This is a genomic window from Stenotrophomonas sp. YJH_SMC_123, assembly GCF_059368215.1.
On record NZ_JCAFRM010000002.1, the window covers coordinates 413,053 to 427,645 of the forward strand.

The 14,593-nt window shown below is 68.4% G+C and carries 13 protein-coding genes; 8 read left to right on the plus strand and 5 right to left on the minus strand.

What is annotated here, in order from left to right:
• Positions 1 to 17 precede the first annotated feature (17 nt).
• Positions 18 to 1,088 (minus strand): tRNA epoxyqueuosine(34) reductase QueG, encoded by a 1,071-nt coding sequence (queG, locus tag AC5P5W_RS06920; RefSeq protein WP_014647816.1) that lies wholly within the window; start codon positions 1,086 to 1,088, stop codon positions 18 to 20.
• A 23-nt stretch (positions 1,089 to 1,111) separates the two neighbouring features.
• Between queG and AC5P5W_RS06925 the strand changes: the two genes are divergently transcribed.
• From AC5P5W_RS06925 to AC5P5W_RS06950, 6 genes are all read left to right on the plus strand, one after another.
• On the plus strand, positions 1,112 to 2,596 hold the full coding sequence (locus AC5P5W_RS06925; protein ID WP_197574939.1) for an NAD(P)H-hydrate dehydratase: 1,485 nt from the start codon (positions 1,112 to 1,114) through the stop codon (positions 2,594 to 2,596).
• Positions 2,593 to 3,075 carry a tRNA (adenosine(37)-N6)-threonylcarbamoyltransferase complex ATPase subunit type 1 TsaE gene (tsaE, locus tag AC5P5W_RS06930; protein ID WP_049405932.1) on the plus strand — a complete coding sequence of 161 codons (483 nt, stop codon included), beginning with the start codon at positions 2,593 to 2,595 and terminating at the stop codon, positions 3,073 to 3,075. The genes AC5P5W_RS06925 and tsaE overlap by 4 nt, the downstream gene beginning before the upstream one ends.
• 82 nt (positions 3,076 to 3,157) lie before the next feature.
• Positions 3,158 to 4,726, plus strand: coding sequence for an N-acetylmuramoyl-L-alanine amidase (locus AC5P5W_RS06935; RefSeq protein WP_164077503.1), 1,569 nt, complete (start codon positions 3,158 to 3,160; stop codon positions 4,724 to 4,726).
• A 169-nt stretch (positions 4,727 to 4,895) separates the two neighbouring features.
• Positions 4,896 to 6,800, plus strand: a complete 1,905-nt coding sequence (gene mutL / locus AC5P5W_RS06940; protein ID WP_049442405.1) for a DNA mismatch repair endonuclease MutL — start codon at positions 4,896 to 4,898, stop codon at positions 6,798 to 6,800.
• 11 nt (positions 6,801 to 6,811) lie between these two features.
• Positions 6,812 to 7,741 carry a DUF1684 domain-containing protein gene (locus tag AC5P5W_RS06945; RefSeq protein ID WP_197574941.1) on the plus strand — a complete coding sequence of 310 codons (930 nt, stop codon included), beginning with the start codon at positions 6,812 to 6,814 and terminating at the stop codon, positions 7,739 to 7,741.
• Positions 7,742 to 7,743: 2 nt separating this feature from the next.
• On the plus strand, positions 7,744 to 8,706 hold the full coding sequence (locus AC5P5W_RS06950) for a TraB/GumN family protein (protein ID WP_197574943.1): 963 nt from the start codon (positions 7,744 to 7,746) through the stop codon (positions 8,704 to 8,706).
• 74 nt (positions 8,707 to 8,780) lie between these two features.
• Here AC5P5W_RS06950 and phaR read toward each other — a convergent pair whose 3' ends face one another.
• The 3 genes from phaR to gluQRS form a co-directional block, all read right to left on the minus strand.
• The gene (gene phaR, locus AC5P5W_RS06955) at positions 8,781 to 9,314 is read right to left on the minus strand and encodes a polyhydroxyalkanoate synthesis repressor PhaR (RefSeq protein ID WP_041864232.1); all 534 of its coding nucleotides are present in this window, start codon (positions 9,312 to 9,314) and stop codon (positions 8,781 to 8,783) included.
• A 183-nt stretch (positions 9,315 to 9,497) separates the two neighbouring features.
• The gene (locus tag AC5P5W_RS06960) at positions 9,498 to 10,238 is read right to left on the minus strand and encodes a beta-ketoacyl-ACP reductase (protein ID WP_014647808.1); all 741 of its coding nucleotides are present in this window, start codon (positions 10,236 to 10,238) and stop codon (positions 9,498 to 9,500) included.
• 17 nt (positions 10,239 to 10,255) lie between these two features.
• On the minus strand, positions 10,256 to 11,176 hold the full coding sequence (gene gluQRS / locus AC5P5W_RS06965; RefSeq protein WP_111205989.1) for a tRNA glutamyl-Q(34) synthetase GluQRS: 921 nt from the start codon (positions 11,174 to 11,176) through the stop codon (positions 10,256 to 10,258).
• A gap of 93 nt (positions 11,177 to 11,269) precedes the next feature.
• Between gluQRS and htpX the strand changes: the two genes are divergently transcribed.
• Complete coding sequence (htpX, locus tag AC5P5W_RS06970) at positions 11,270 to 12,136, plus strand: protease HtpX (protein ID WP_014647806.1); 867 nt, start codon at positions 11,270 to 11,272, stop codon at positions 12,134 to 12,136.
• 669 nt (positions 12,137 to 12,805) lie between these two features.
• Here htpX and AC5P5W_RS06975 read toward each other — a convergent pair.
• Complete coding sequence (locus AC5P5W_RS06975; RefSeq protein WP_495220996.1) at positions 12,806 to 13,633, minus strand: inositol monophosphatase family protein; 828 nt, start codon at positions 13,631 to 13,633, stop codon at positions 12,806 to 12,808.
• A 120-nt stretch (positions 13,634 to 13,753) separates the two neighbouring features.
• On the opposite strand from AC5P5W_RS06975, the gene AC5P5W_RS06980 reads away from it, so the two are divergent.
• Positions 13,754 to 14,524, plus strand: coding sequence for an RNA methyltransferase (locus AC5P5W_RS06980; protein WP_032956141.1), 771 nt, complete (start codon positions 13,754 to 13,756; stop codon positions 14,522 to 14,524).
• The last annotated feature ends 69 nt before the right edge of the window (positions 14,525 to 14,593 follow it).

Here is a 14,593-nt window from a genome sequence, read left to right on the forward strand (position 1 = left end):
GGGCTCAGGATCGCACGTCAGCGCGCCGTGTGCTGGCCCAGCGCCCACTGCACGTGTTCACGCACCAGCGGCGAGGGATCATCGACGCGGGTCTGCAACGCGGCCAATGCTTCGGCCGAGGACGGTGCGTTGCCCAGTGCCACGGCGATGTTGCGCAGCCAGCGCTCGTGCCCGCTGCGGCGGATCGGGCTGCCCTCGGTGCGGCGCAGGAACTCGGCCTCGTCCCAGGCGAACAGCTGGTCCAGGCGCGCGGTATCGAGGTTGTTGCGCGCGCGGAAATCGGCTTCGTCGGTGCGCTTGGCGAACTTGTTCCAGGGGCAGACCAGCTGGCAGTCGTCGCAGCCGTAGATGCGGTTGCCGATCAACGGACGCATGTCTTCGGGAATGGTGCCGTCGTGCTCGATGGTCAGGTAGGAAATGCAGCGCCGCGCGTCCAGCCGCTGCGGACCGGTGATGGCCTGGGTCGGGCAGACATCGATGCAACGCGTGCAGGTGCCGCAGTGCGCCGTGGCCGGCGTGTCGATCGGCAACGGGATGTCGATGTAGATCTCGCCGATGAAGAACCATGAACCGCCATGGCGGTCGATCAGGCACGTGTGCTTTCCGATCCAGCCGAGGCCGGCGTTGCGCGCCAGTGCGCGTTCCAGCACGGGGGCGGAATCGACGAACACGCGGTAGCCCAGTGGCGCTACTTCATCGTTGATCTGCGTCGCCAGCTTCTGCAGGCGGTTGCGCATCAGCTTGTGATAGTCGCGGCCCAGCGCGTAGCGCGCCACGTAGGCGCGGCCCGGGTCGGCCAGGGTCGCCCAGGCTTCGGTGTCGTCCTTGTGGCTGTAGTCCATGCCCACTGAAATCACGCGCACGGTGCCGGGCAGCAGCTCGGCCGGTCGCGCGCGCAAGGTGCCGTGGCGCGCCATCCAGTCCATCGTGCCGTACAGGCCCTGGCCCAGCCAGTCGGCCAGGTGCGCTTCATCCTCGCCCAGTTCGATACCAGCGATGCCGCAGCGCTGGAAGCCATGCGCACGCGCCAGTTCGCGGATGCGCTGCACGGCCTGGACCGGATCGACAGGGGTGGGGGCGGGGGACATGTGCACCAGTATAAAATCCCTGCATGGCCAACCTTGCCGATCTGTTCGATTCCGCTGCCGCGCGTGCGCTTGATGCCCAGGCCTCGGCGTTGGCCGCCGACGGCGGCTGGGGCCTGATGGCGCAGGCCGGCCAGGCCGCCTGGCAGTGCCTGCTGCAGCATTGGCCGCAGGCGCGGCGGATCGGCGTGGTGGTCGGCGCTGGCAACAATGGGGGCGATGGCCATGTGCTGGCCCGTCACGCGCTGCAGGCCGGGCGCGAGGTGACAGTGATCGCCCTGCCGGGCAGGCCGCCCTCGACCGCGCTGGCACAGCGTGCAGCATCTGAATTCAGGTCCGGCGGCGGCACCATCACCGATTTCGACGGCATGCTGCCCGAGGCCGACGTCTGGGTCGATGCCCTGTTCGGGCTGGGCTTTGATCGCGCGCCGGAGGGTACGGCGCAGGCGTTGATTACCGCGCTCAACGCGCAGACTGCGCCGGTGCTGGCGCTGGATGTTCCCAGTGGCGTCGATGCCGACCGTGGGGCGGTGCCGGGCGTAGCAGTGCGCGCTGCACTGACCCTGCAGTTCATCGTGGCGCATCGCGGGCTGTATTCCGGCGATGCGCTGGATCATTGCGGGCAGAAGGTCCTGGCGCCCCTGCTGTTGCCCGCGGCGGCCTGGCAAGGCGTGGTACCCGCTGCGGAGCACTGGACGCAGGTGAGGTTGCGGGCCCTGTTGCCACCGCGCCGCGCCAATACCCACAAGGGCGAATCCGGGCACGTGCTGTGCGTCGGCGGCAACCATGGCAGCGGCGGTGCCATCGCGATGGCGGCCGAAGCCGCCTTGCGCGCGGGTGCGGGGCTGTTGAGCCTGGGCACCCGCCGCGACCACGTCGGTCCACTGCTGGCCCGGTTGCCCGAGGCCATGACCCATGCACTGGAAGATGGCGATGTGCTGCCGGCGCTGCTGGACAAGGCGAAGGTGGTGGCGATCGGGCCCGGTCTGGGCCAGGACGAATGGGCACGCGCCTTGTTTGCGCGGGTGCTGGCCAGCAACAAGCCATTGGTGGTCGATGCTGACGCCCTGAACCTGCTGGCGCAGGATCCCCGCGCGTTGCCCGATGCCATTCTCACACCGCACCCGGGCGAGGCCGCGCGCCTGCTCGGCTGCAGCACGGCTGAAATCCAGGCCGACCGCTACACCTGTGCGCACATGCTGGCCGAGCGCTTCCATGCCGTGGTGGTGCTGAAGGGCGCTGGCAGCATCGTGGCAGCGCCTGGGCAAACGCCCCGGTTGATCGCTGCCGGTAACCCAGGGATGGCCGCGGGAGGCATGGGCGACCTGCTCACCGGCATCATCGCCAGCCTGCGCGCGCAGGGCCTTGCGGCCTTCGATGCCGCGGCCGCGGGCGCGCTGCTGCATGCGCTGGCGGGCGATGCAGCTGCCGCCGATGGCGCGCGCGGCCTGCTTCCTACTGATCTGCTGGCGCCGCTGCGGCGACTGGCCAACCCGGACCTCTCCCCATGACCGAATTCTTCCTTGCCGACAGCGACGCCACCGAACTGCTCGGGCAGTGGCTGGCGGCCACCCGGCCGCCGCAGGCGCTGATCGAACTGCGCGGCGACCTGGGTGCCGGCAAGTCCACCACCGCCCGCGCGCTGCTGCGCGCGCTGGGCGTGCAGGGCGCGATCCGCAGCCCCACCTACACCCTGGTCGAGCGCTATCCGCTGGCCAGTGGCGGCGAGGCGTGGCACCTGGACCTGTATCGCATCGGCCAGGCCGGTGAGCTGGATTTCCTCGGCCTGGACGAGGGCAGCGCGGTGCTGTGGCTGGTCGAATGGCCGGAACGGGGCGCCGGCGCGCTGCCGCCGACCGACCTGGTGGTGGCGCTGGAGATCGAGGGGCAGGGACGACGCGTCCGTCTCACTGGGGCCAGCGACGTAGGACATGAATGGCTGGAACGGTTGCCGCAAGGGGGCGACTTGCAGGCCATTTCTGTCGGCTGACGAGAACAAAGACCGGCAGGTTACGGATTATTAAGGAAAAAGGTGTTGCATTCCGTTCAGCGCGGTGATTGAATCCTGAGCCATGCGCCCGGGGAACCGTCTCATCGCCATCTGTGCCGCCGTCGGACTGGGTCTGGCGAGCGTCAGTACGTGGGCGGGTGAAGTCCGACAGGTCCTGCTGAACACCGGCGCTACCGGCACCCGTGCCGAGATCTCGCTGGTCGGCAGTGGCGGCTACAAAACCCTGTCGCTGGCCGGCCCGAACCGCCTGGTGGTCGATTTCCCCGACTCCAGCGCCATACGCAACCTGAAGATGCCGGCCGCGCAGGGCGTGGTCACGGCGGTGCGTACCGGACAGCCGGTCCCAGGCACGTTCCGCGTCGTTTTCGACCTCGCCGAATCGGTGGCGCCGTTCCGCCCGCAGATGCAGCGCGAGGGCAATGAATCCAAGCTGGTGATCGAATGGCCGGGCGATGGCCCGGCCGTGGCCAGCCGCCGCCCGGCGGCGACGCCAGCCGTCCAGCCGCAGGCGCCCGCGGCGGGAGCTGCACCTGTACCGACTCCGGCCGAGAGCGCGCAGTCGCGCACCGATGCCGCGCGTGCCACGGCCCTGCTGACCGCACAGGTACAGCAGCAGGCCAGCGCCACTGCCGCCGCACCAGCCACGCCGACCCCGGCACCGACCACCGCGCCGGCCCAGGTTGCTGCGGCCGGTGTCACCGCCAGCAGCACGCCGTCGTCCTCGCCGGCCGCGATCCTCGCCGGCCAGCGCACCGCAGCGGTGGTGACCACGCCGCCGGCCACCGTGCCTACACCGGCACCGACGCCGGTGGAACCGCCGCGTCCTGTCATGCCCAGCGATGCGTCGCGTATCCGCATGCAGGCGGGCATGCGCCACCTGGTGGTGGCGATCGATCCCGGCCACGGCGGCCAGGACCCGGGTGCGATCGGCCCGACCGGCAAGCGCGAGAAGGATGTCACTCTGGCAGTGGCGCGCGAGCTGGCCCGCCAGGTCAACGCCACGCCAGGCCTGAAGGCCTACCTGACGCGCGACAGCGACGTGTTCATTCCGCTGCCGATGCGTGCGCAGAAGGCGCGTGCGAACAAGGCGGACATCTTCATCTCGATCCATGCCGACGCGGCCGAAAACCGCTCGGCCACGGGCTCATCGGTCTACGTGCTGTCGACCAAGGGCGCCTCTTCGCAGCGCGCCCGCTGGCTGGCGGACAAGGAAAACGCGGCCGACCTGGTCGGTGGCGTGCGCCTGCAGCAGACCGAAGGCACCCTGGCCAACGTGCTGCTGGACCTGGCGCAGAGCGGCTACATGAAGGCGTCCGAAGACGCGGCCGGCCACGTGCTGGGCGGCCTGAAGCGGATCGGCAACAACCACAAGCCGAACATCGAGCGCGCCAACTTCGCGGTGCTGCGCACCTCGGACATGCCGGCGATGCTGGTGGAAACCGCGTTCATCTCCAATCCGGATGAAGAACGCCGCCTGATGGACCCGGCGTACCAGCGCAAGATCGCTGGCGCCGTGCTGGATGGCGTGCACACCTTCTTCAGCCGCCAGCCGCCGCCGGGGACGTTGTATGCGGCCCGCGCCCAGGCCGAGATCGACGCGGCCGGCACCATGGCCGGCGGCAGCAAGTAAGCCGCCGAAGGCGGGTTGCTGCTTTCCGTAGAGTCGAGCCGCGCTCGACTGGGCCTTGTCGGTAGGCTCGACTGGGCCTTGTCGGTAGCCCCCAGTCGAGCATGGCTCGACTCTATCCTCGGCAGCTCCGCTATCATCGACCCATGAAGTCTGCTGCCCATCACCTCCCATGAGCGCGCCCGGTCCGCGCCCGATCCGGCCGTTGCCGGAGATCCTCATCAACCAGATCGCCGCTGGCGAAGTGGTCGAACGGCCCGCGTCGGTGGTCAAGGAACTGGTCGAGAACGCGATCGATGCCGGCGCCAGCCGCGTCGACATCGATCTGGAAGAGGGCGGTGTGCGCCTGATCCGCATCCGTGACAATGGCAGCGGCATCGCACCGGAGCAGCTGCCGCTGGCGGTATCGCGCCACGCCACCAGCAAGATCGCCGACCTGGACGATCTGGAATCGGTGGCAACGCTGGGGTTCCGCGGTGAAGCGCTGCCTTCGATCGCCTCGGTCAGCCGCTTCACCCTGGCCTCGCGCCGCGCGCATGACGAGCACGGTTCGGCGTTGCAGATCGAAGGCGGCAAGATCGGCGAGGTGACCCCGCGCGCGCACGCGCCGGGCACCACGGTGGAAGTGCGCGAGCTGTTCTACAACGTGCCGGCGCGGCGCAAGTTCCTGCGCGCCGAGCGCACCGAACTGGGCCATATCGAAGAGTGGCTGCGTTCGCTGGCGCTGGCACGGCCGGATGTCGAGCTGCGCGTGTCGCACAACGGCAAGGCCTCGCGTCGTTACAAGCCGGGCGATCTGTATTCCGATACACGCCTTGCCGAAACGCTGGGCGAGGATTTCGCCAACCAGGCCGTGCGCGTGGACCACAGCGGCGCCGGACTGCGCCTGCATGGCTGGATCGCGCAGCCGCATTATTCGCGCGCGAGCGCCGACCAGCAGTACCTGTACGTCAACGGTCGCTCGGTGCGTGACCGCAGCGTCGCCCACGCGGTGAAGATGGCCTACGGCGATGTGCTGTACCACGGCCGCCAGCCGGCCTATGTGCTGTTCCTGGAACTGGATCCGACCCGCGTCGACGTCAACGTGCACCCTGCCAAGCACGAAGTGCGCTTCCGTGATTCGCGGCTGGTCCATGATTTCGTCTACCGCACGCTGAAGGATGCGCTGGCCGATACCCGCGCCGGCATGTCGGCGCAGGAGATCGGTGCCGGTGCTGCGCAGCCGGTGGATGCCACGGCCATGCCGATGGCATCGAGCGCAGGCGCGTCGGGATTCGGGCTGGTGCGTGGGCCCGCGCCGGGTGCCGGCTCGGGAGGTGGTGGTGGCGGATTCTCCGGATGGCGCCCGCAGCAGCCGCTGGGCCTGCAGGTGGCCGATGCACCGGCTGCCTATGCCGCGCTGTATGCCGCACCGGCCGGCGCCGAGCGCGGTGCTGCGCTGCCGCCGATGCCGACCGAGAACGGACTGCCGGTCACCAGTGCCGACGCAGGCGTGCCGCCGCTGGGCTATGCGATCGCGCAGCTGCATGGCATCTACATCCTGGCCGAGAACGCCGAAGGCCTGATCGTGGTCGACATGCATGCGGCCCACGAACGCATCGGCTACGAGCGCCTGAAGAACGCGCACGATGGCATCGGCCTGCAGTCGCAGCCGTTGCTGGTGCCGATCACGCTGGCAGTGGGCGAGCGCGAGGCCGACACCGCCGAGAGCGAAGCTGAAACCCTGGCGGCGCTCGGCTTCGAGGTGACCCGTGCCGGCCCCGGTTCGCTGCACGTGCGCAGTATTCCGGCATTGTTGGCGCATGCCGAACCGGAAGGGCTGCTGCGCGACGTGCTGACCGACCTGCGCGAGCATGGCCAGAGCCGCCGCGTGGCCAGTGCACGCGACGAACTGCTTTCGACCATGGCCTGCCACGGCGCGGTGCGTGCCAACCGGCGCTTGACCCTGCCGGAAATGAACGCGCTGCTGCGCGACATGGAAATCACCGAACGGTCCGGCCAGTGCAACCACGGCCGACCGACCTGGGCCCGTTTTTCGCTGGCGGAGATCGACCGCTGGTTCCTGCGCGGACGTTGAGGGGAGCATCGATGCGTTATCGGGGAATGGCGGGCCTGCTGGCCGCCGTGGTGTTGGCCGCCTGCAGCCCGGCAACACCGCCGGTGCCGACGGCCGCTGAAGATCCGGCCTACGCGGCCGCGCAGCAACAATGGCGTGTAGCGCGCTACCAGGACCTGACCCGGCCCGATGGCTGGACGGCGCTGGTGGGCCTGCACTGGCTGCAGAACAAATCGCATTTCGTTGGCAGCGGCGCTACCAACGGCATCCGCCTGACGGTTGGCCCGGACAAGCTGGGCCTGCTGCGTCGCGAAGGGACGCAGTGGTGGTTCACGCCTGAAGCCGGTGTCGATGTCAGTCATGATGGCCTGCCGGTGCGCGGCCGCATCCGCGTTGACACCGACAAGGACGCGCAACCGACGCTGCTGGTCTTCGATGGCGGCAAGGGCCAGCTCAGCATCATCCGCCGGGGGCCGCGGGACGCGCTGCGGGTCAAGCATGCCGATGCGCCTGCGCGGCGTGACTTTGCCGGCCTGCAGTACTGGCCGGGCGGCGTGGACTGGCAGGTGCAGGCGCGCTTCATCGCGCACCCGCCGGGCAAGACCCTGCCGATCGTCGACATCACCGGCCTGACCACCGAGATGCCCAATGCCGGCGCGGTCGAGTTCGAACGCGATGGTCGCAGCTGGCGGCTGGAAGCGATCGGTGCGCCCGGGCAGCCGCTGTTCCTGATCTTCGCCGACCGCACCAGCGGCCGCGGCAGCTATCCGGCCGGGCGCTACCTGGATACCGATGCGCCCGCCGCAGACGGCACCGTGCGCATCGATTTCAACCATGCCTACAACCCGCCGTGCGCGTTCACCGCCTACGCCACCTGTCCGCTGGCGCCACCGGAAAACCGGCTGGACCTGCGCGTGGAAGCGGGCGAGAAGGCGTACCACCTGCCTGAAGGAGAAGGCTGACCATGCCGATCAAACACCTGTTCCGTGCCGCGCTGCTGATGGCGGCGTGCGCGATGGCACCCCTGGCCACTGCCCGCGATGCGCCGGGCACCACGGCTGCGGCCGCGACCGCGGCGGCGGCCAAGCCGCCCGTACCGCTGTTGTGGAAAGTCACCGGCCCGGGCGATGCACGCGTGTACCTGCTGGGGTCGTTCCACCTGCTGAAGCCGCAGGACTACCCGCTGTCGCCCGATGTCGAGCAGGCGTTCGAGGCCTCGCAGCAGGTGGTGTTCGAGCTGTCGCCGGAAGACATGCAGTCGCCGCAGCTGGCCAGCCGCATGGTGCAGGCCGCGACCCGCACCGATGGCAGCGAGCTGAAGCGTGATCTGGATGCGCCGACCTGGCAGAAGCTGCAGGCCTTTGCTGCCCAGAACCAGCTGCCGCTGGCGCAGATGCAGGGCATGAAGGCCTGGTTTGTCGGCCTGAGCATTTCGGTCGGGCAGATGCAGAAACTGGGCCTGGACCCGGCGCTGGGCCTGGACCGCCACTTCATGGAGCGTGCGCAGAAGACCGGCCGCAAGACGGCGGGCCTGGAGGACATCGATACCCAGATTGGCATGCTTGACGGGATGACGGTGCAGGAGCAGCGGCAGATGCTGGCCGAAGCGCTGGACCAGGCCGGCAAGGCCGATGAGCAGGCGCGGCTGCTGCATGATGCATGGCGTCGCGGCGACGAGCGCCTGCTGTGGACCAAGATGGCGGCGGAGATGCGCCAGCAGTATCCGCAGCTGTACCAGCGCATCAACACCGGGCGCAACGATGCCTGGGTGCCGAAGCTGCAGCCGTACCTGCAGTCCGGGCAGGGCGGTACGCTGGTGGTGGTCGGCACGCTGCACCTGCTGGGCAGTGATGGCGTGGTCGAGAAGCTGAAGGCCAAGGGCTACAAGGTCGAGCGCGTGTGCACGGGGTGCAAGGCGAAACGCTGACGCATCGTTGGCGCGATGCCAAACAGAACGGCGCGCCAGGGGCGCGCCGTTTTCGTATCAGCCGTAGCTGCCGTTCAGCGGCGGGTCTTGCCGCCGGTGCCGGTGCCCGGTTCGCCGGGCTTGTTGCCGGTGCCGGTTCCCGTTCCGGTACCGCCGGGGCGCGGGCCACCGAAACCGCTGCCCATGCTGCGCTGGAATTCCTGCCACAACTCCAGGTTGCGCTCGGTCAGCTGGTTCATCATCGCCCACGGGGTCTGGCCCAGCAGGTTGCCCATCTGCTGGCGGAACTGCTGCTGCTGGTCGAGGAAGACCTGCATGCTGCGCTCCAGATAGTTGCCCATGAAGCCCTGCAGGGAATCGCCGTAGAAGCGGATCAGCTGGCTCAGCAGCTGGGTGGACAGCATCGGCTCGCCGTCCTGTTCCTGGTCGGCGATGATCTGCAGCAGGACCGATCGAGTGAGGTCGTCGCCGCTCTTGGCGTCGCGGACTTCGAAGTCTTCACCATCCAGGATCAGCTGGCGCACGTCCTCGATGGTGATGTAGCTGGAGATCTCGGTGTCGTAGAGACGGCGGTTCGGATACTTCTTGATGATGCGGGTCGCAGCCATGAAGCGGTACTCGTCACAGTAGACGCGCAGCATGGCGCAGTGCAGCAGCGGTTGCAACCGCTCCAGCCCCCGCCAGGCTTGGCTTTCAGGGGCGATCATGTTGCGCAACAAGGGTTTGCGTGCTGCGCAGCATGACCATCGGCAGGGGCCGCCGGTGCATGCCGCGGCGCCCCCCTGCGCGGCTCACCAGCCCATGTGGTGGCCGCCGTTGATGTCCAGGTTGCTGCCGGTGATCCACGAGGCTTCCTCGGCCACAAGGAAGGACACGCCATAGGCGATTTCTTCCGGCTTGCCGAGGCGTCCGGTCGGGATGTCGGCGATGATCTTGGCGCGCACGTCCTCCGGAACCGCCATCACCATGTCGGTGGCGACGTAGCCGGGCGAAATGGTGTTGACAGTGATGCCGAAGCCGGCGTTCTCGCGGGCCAGCGAGATGGTGAAGCCGTGCATGCCGGCCTTGGCCGCAGCGTAGTTGGCCTGGCCGTACTGGCCCTTCAGGCCGTTGATCGAGCTGATCTGGATGACCCGGCCCCAGCCGCGGCGGCGCATGCCCTCGATGACCGGCCGGGTGACGTTGAACACCGAGTTGAGATTGGTGTTGATCACATCGTGCCACTGGTCCGCGCGCATGCGGTGGAAGGTGGTGTCACGGGTGATGCCGGCGTTGTTGACCAGGATCTCGACCGGGCCCAGCTCGGCCTCGACGGCGCGCACGAGTGCTTCGGCGCTGTCCGGATCGGAGACATCGCCCGGGAAGATCGCCACGTGGTAGCCGCGCTCGGTCATCGCCTGCTGCCAGGCGCGGGCCTTGGCCTCGTCGCGGTAGTTGGTGGCGACCCGGTGGCCCTGGTCGGCCAGGCGTTGGCAGATGGCGGTACCGATGCCGCCGGTTCCGCCGGTGACCAGTGCGACGCGAGATGTCATGGAGTGCTGTCCGGGTATCAGGTGGGGGAAGGGGGATTCTGCAACATCGGCGCGGAAAGTGCGCCGGCCGGCAACAGGATGTCGGTCCGCGGCAGCCGCGCCGGGTCGAACGCCCGTTGCGCAGCCTCCAGCAGCGCATCCCGCTCATCGGCGCCGTCCAGTGCGGCAGGCGCCTGGCCCAGCAGCTGCCAGAGCGCGCGCAATACCGGCACCGGCCGCGTGCTGTCCACCGGCAGCGACGCCAGCGACTTGGACAGTTTGTGCCCCGGTGCATCGAGCAGCAGCGGCAGGTGCCAGTAGCGTGGCACGGCCAGGCCCAGCGCCTGCTGCAGCAGGATCTGCCGCGCGGTGGAATCGAGCAGGTCGGCGCCGCGCACCACTTCGGTCACGCCCTGTTCGGCGTCATCGACCACCACGGCCAACTGGTAGGCCCAGCAGCCATCTGCACGGCGCAGCACGAAGTCGCCAACCTCGGCATGCACGTCCTGGTGCTGCGGCCCGCGCAGGCCATCATTGAAGTGCACGATGCTGCCGCGTGGCACGCGGAAGCGGACGGCAGGGTCCGGTCGTGGCTGTCGCGCAACGCAGCGGTGGTGGATGCCGCCGCTGGCGGCCAGTTCGCTGCGGCTGCAGTGGCAGACAAAGGCCAGATCGCTGGCCAGCAGCACGTCGAGCGCGGCCTGGTAGGCCTCCCCGCGCGCGCTCTGCCACAGGACCGGGCCGTCATGGGTGAGGCCGAAGGCGGCCAGCGCCTGCAGTTGTGCCTCCGCGGCGCCAGGCACCGTGCGCGGCGGATCGACGTCTTCAATGCGCAGCCGCCACAGGCCGCCGTGATGGCGGGCGAGCAGCCAGCTGCCGAAGGCGGCAAGCAGGGATCCGGGGTGGAGCAGGCCGGTCGGCGAGGGCGCGAAGCGGCCGCAGGAAATGGGGGAGGTCATGCTGGCTGAATCGTCGGTCAGGTTGGCGCTTGAATTCAAGCTGACCACACCGCAAATTGACTGGTATCGACCCCTTCCGAGCCGGATTTTCCCATGTTTACCCGCATTGCCCTGTTCCTGGCGACCAACTTCGCGGTCCTGATCCTCGCCAGCATCGTGATGTCGTTGCTGGGGGTCAATCCGAGCCAGATGAGTGGCCTGCTGGTCATGGCCGCGATCTTCGGCTTCGGTGGCTCCTTCATCTCGCTGCTGCTGTCCAAGTGGATGGCCAAGCGCTCCACCGGTGCGGTGGTGATCACCGAGCCGCGCAACCAGACTGAGCGCTGGCTGCTGGCCACCGTCGAGCGGCAGGCCAAGGCGGCCGGCATCGGCATGCCCGAGGTGGCGGTCTATGACGGCCCGGAGATCAATGCCTTCGCCACCGGTGCCAACCGCAACAACGCGCTGGTGGCGGTGTCCACCGGCCTGCTGCACAACATGAGTGAAGACGAGGCCGAAGCGGTGCTGGGCCACGAGATCGCCCACGTCGCCAACGGTGACATGATCACCATGGCACTGCTGCAGGGCGTGTTGAACACCTTCGTGATCGTGCTGGCCCGCGTGGTCGGCGGCATCATCGACAGCGCGCTGTCGGGCAACCGCGAAGGCGGCGGCCGCGGCTTCGCCTACTACATCATCGTGTTCGTGCTGGAGATGGTGTTCGGCCTGTTCGCCACGATGATCTCGATGTGGTTCTCGCGCCACCGCGAGTTCCGTGCCGATGCGGGTGGTGCCTCGCTGGCGGGCCGCCAGAAGATGATCGCCGCGCTGGAGCGCCTGCAGCTGAACCACGGCCAGAGCACGCTGCCGACCCAGATCGCCGCCTTCGGCATTTCCGGTTCGACGGCCAAGAAGCTGTTCATGAGCCACCCGCCGCTGGAAGAGCGCATAGCCGCGCTGCGGGCGTCGACGGCGGCGTAAGCCACCGCTCCACGGTAGTGCAGGAACGCCTGGCTTCGCGCCGGGCGTTTTTGTTTGCGCGATGCATTGCTGATGCCGGATCGTGCCCGGCGGATCGTTTCCGCGCCTGCGGGGAGGTGTCACTTTCTTTGCTCGTGCAAAGAAAGTAACCAAAGAAACACGCCGCCGGGGCGCGAGCCGACGTGCTGCGCACGCCGGTACCCTGCGCTCCTCGGCCCGTCGAGGGACGGTGCGGGAACTCGCTGCGCTCAGACACCCGCACCTCTTCGCCCTCGCCGGACCTGCGGTGCTCGGCTCGCTCAAGGCGGACCCAAGGTCAAATGCCACAGCTGCACCCAGTACATCTTCGCGACGCGTGGATGCTGTTGTTCTTGATCTTGACCTTCCAGTCCGCCTTGAGCGAGCCGAGCATCGCAGGGGAATCAGGGGCGAAGAGGCGCCGGTGTCTGAGCGCAGCGAGTTCGGCGCCGTCCCCTGATTCTCCGAGAAGCGCAGGGTACCGATGCGTAGCATCGGCTCGCGCCCTGGCGGCGTGTTTCTTTGGTTACTTTCTTTGCACGAGCAAAGAAAGTGACACCCCTCCGCGGTCGCGGAAACGACTCTCCGTGCGCGCAAACGAAAACGGCACCCTCGCAGGTGCCGTCTCCATGAACCGCATTACGCGAAACCTCAGAACTTCGCGTCGAACTCCGCCGCATAGCCGGTGTTGACCAGCATCTTCTGCAGCGACTCGGCCACCTTCAGGTTGCCGGCCACGATCTGGTGGGTCTCCGGGCCACGGTTGTCCATGCGGCCCAGGGTCGCGCCCTTGAAGTCGCAGACCTTGCCACCCGCCTCGCGGACCAGCAGCAGGCCGGCGGCGATGTCCCACGCCTTCACGCCGGCTTCGAAGTAGGCGTCGGCGCGGCCGCAGGCCACGTAGGCCAGGTCCAGTGCGGCCGAGCCGGTGCGGCGGATGTCCTCGCCGTGCACCAGCAGGGCGTCAACCGCCTTCAGCTGGGCGCTGGCACGGCTGCGCTCGCGCGGTGCGAAGCCGGTGTGGATCATCGTGCCTTCCAGGTCCTTGCGATCGGCCACGCGGATGCGGCGGTCGTTCAGCACGGCGCCAGCGCCACGGCTTGCGGTGAACAGTTCATTGCGCAGCGGGTCGAAGATGACCGCATCGGTCGGTTCGCCATTCTCGACCAGGGCGATCGACACGCAGTAGTGCGGCACGCCGCGCAGGTAATTGCTGGTGCCGTCCAGCGGGTCGATGACCCACATCTGGCGGCGCTCGCCCTGCACGCCACCTTCTTCGCCGAAGATGCCGTAGTCCGGGTAAGCGCGCTTGAGTTCCTTGACGATGACCTTTTCCGCGTCCGCATCCACTTCGCTGGCGTAGTCCATCCGGCCCTTCTGCACCACGTTCAGTGCCTCGAGCTTGTTGATGTTGCGCAACAGGACGTTGCCGGCGAGGCGGGCGGCCTTGACCATGACGGTGACGGCGGGTTTCTGCATGGCGTGGGCTCCCGGAAAGGCAGAAGAGATGGACTGGCGGGGGAAAAGAGCGGGTCCGGCGCAGTGGCCGGCCGCACAGTTTACCATTGGTCATCGTCCAGCTCGACCTTTTCCCTGTTCATGTCCCAGTTTCCCGCCGCCACCCGCCTCCGATTCGTCCTGGTCGGTACCCAGCACCCCGGCAACATGGGCGCTGCCGCCCGTGCCCTGAAGACCATGGGCCTGGCTCGCCTGGTGCTGGTCGCCCCCGAAAAACCGCTGGACGAGGAGGCTTTCCGCCGCTCGGCCGGTGCCGAAGACGTGCTGGGGGACGCCCCGGTGGTGGCCACCCTGGCCGAGGCCGTGGCCGATTGCCGACTGGTGCTGGGCTGCACCGCCCGTGCCCGCCGCGTCCAGCTGGAGGAGTACCTGCCGGCCGATGCCGCCGCCCGTGCGGTGGCCAAGGCGGGCGAGGGCGCCGAGGTGGCGCTGGTGTTCGGTCGCGAGCGCACCGGGCTGACCAACGAGGAACTGCAGCTCTGCCATGCGGCGGTGCATATTCCATCCGACCCGGCGTTCAGCTCGCTCAACCTGGCAGCCGCGGTGCAGGTGCTGGCCTATGAAACGCGCATGCAGCTGCTGGGCGCGCAGCCGGCCGCCGACGCCGAGCCGGGTTTCCGCGAACAGGCCGCCAGCCATGAGCAGATGGAGAGCTTCTTCGCCCAGCTCGGCGACACCTTGGACGAGATCGATTTCCACAAGGGCCGCGCACCGGAATCAGCGATGCGCAAGCTGCGCCGCCTGTTCCTGCGCAGCGAGCCGAGCGAGCAGGAAGTGCGCCTGTTGCGCGGCATCCTGGCCGACACCCAGCGCATGGCGCGACTGGCACAAGCGGGCAACAAGGACAGCTGACGACGTTCTCATTTTTTCGGGTAGTCTGTCCGGATACCCAGGGGGGATGAAGCCTGTGTCGGGTCTGCG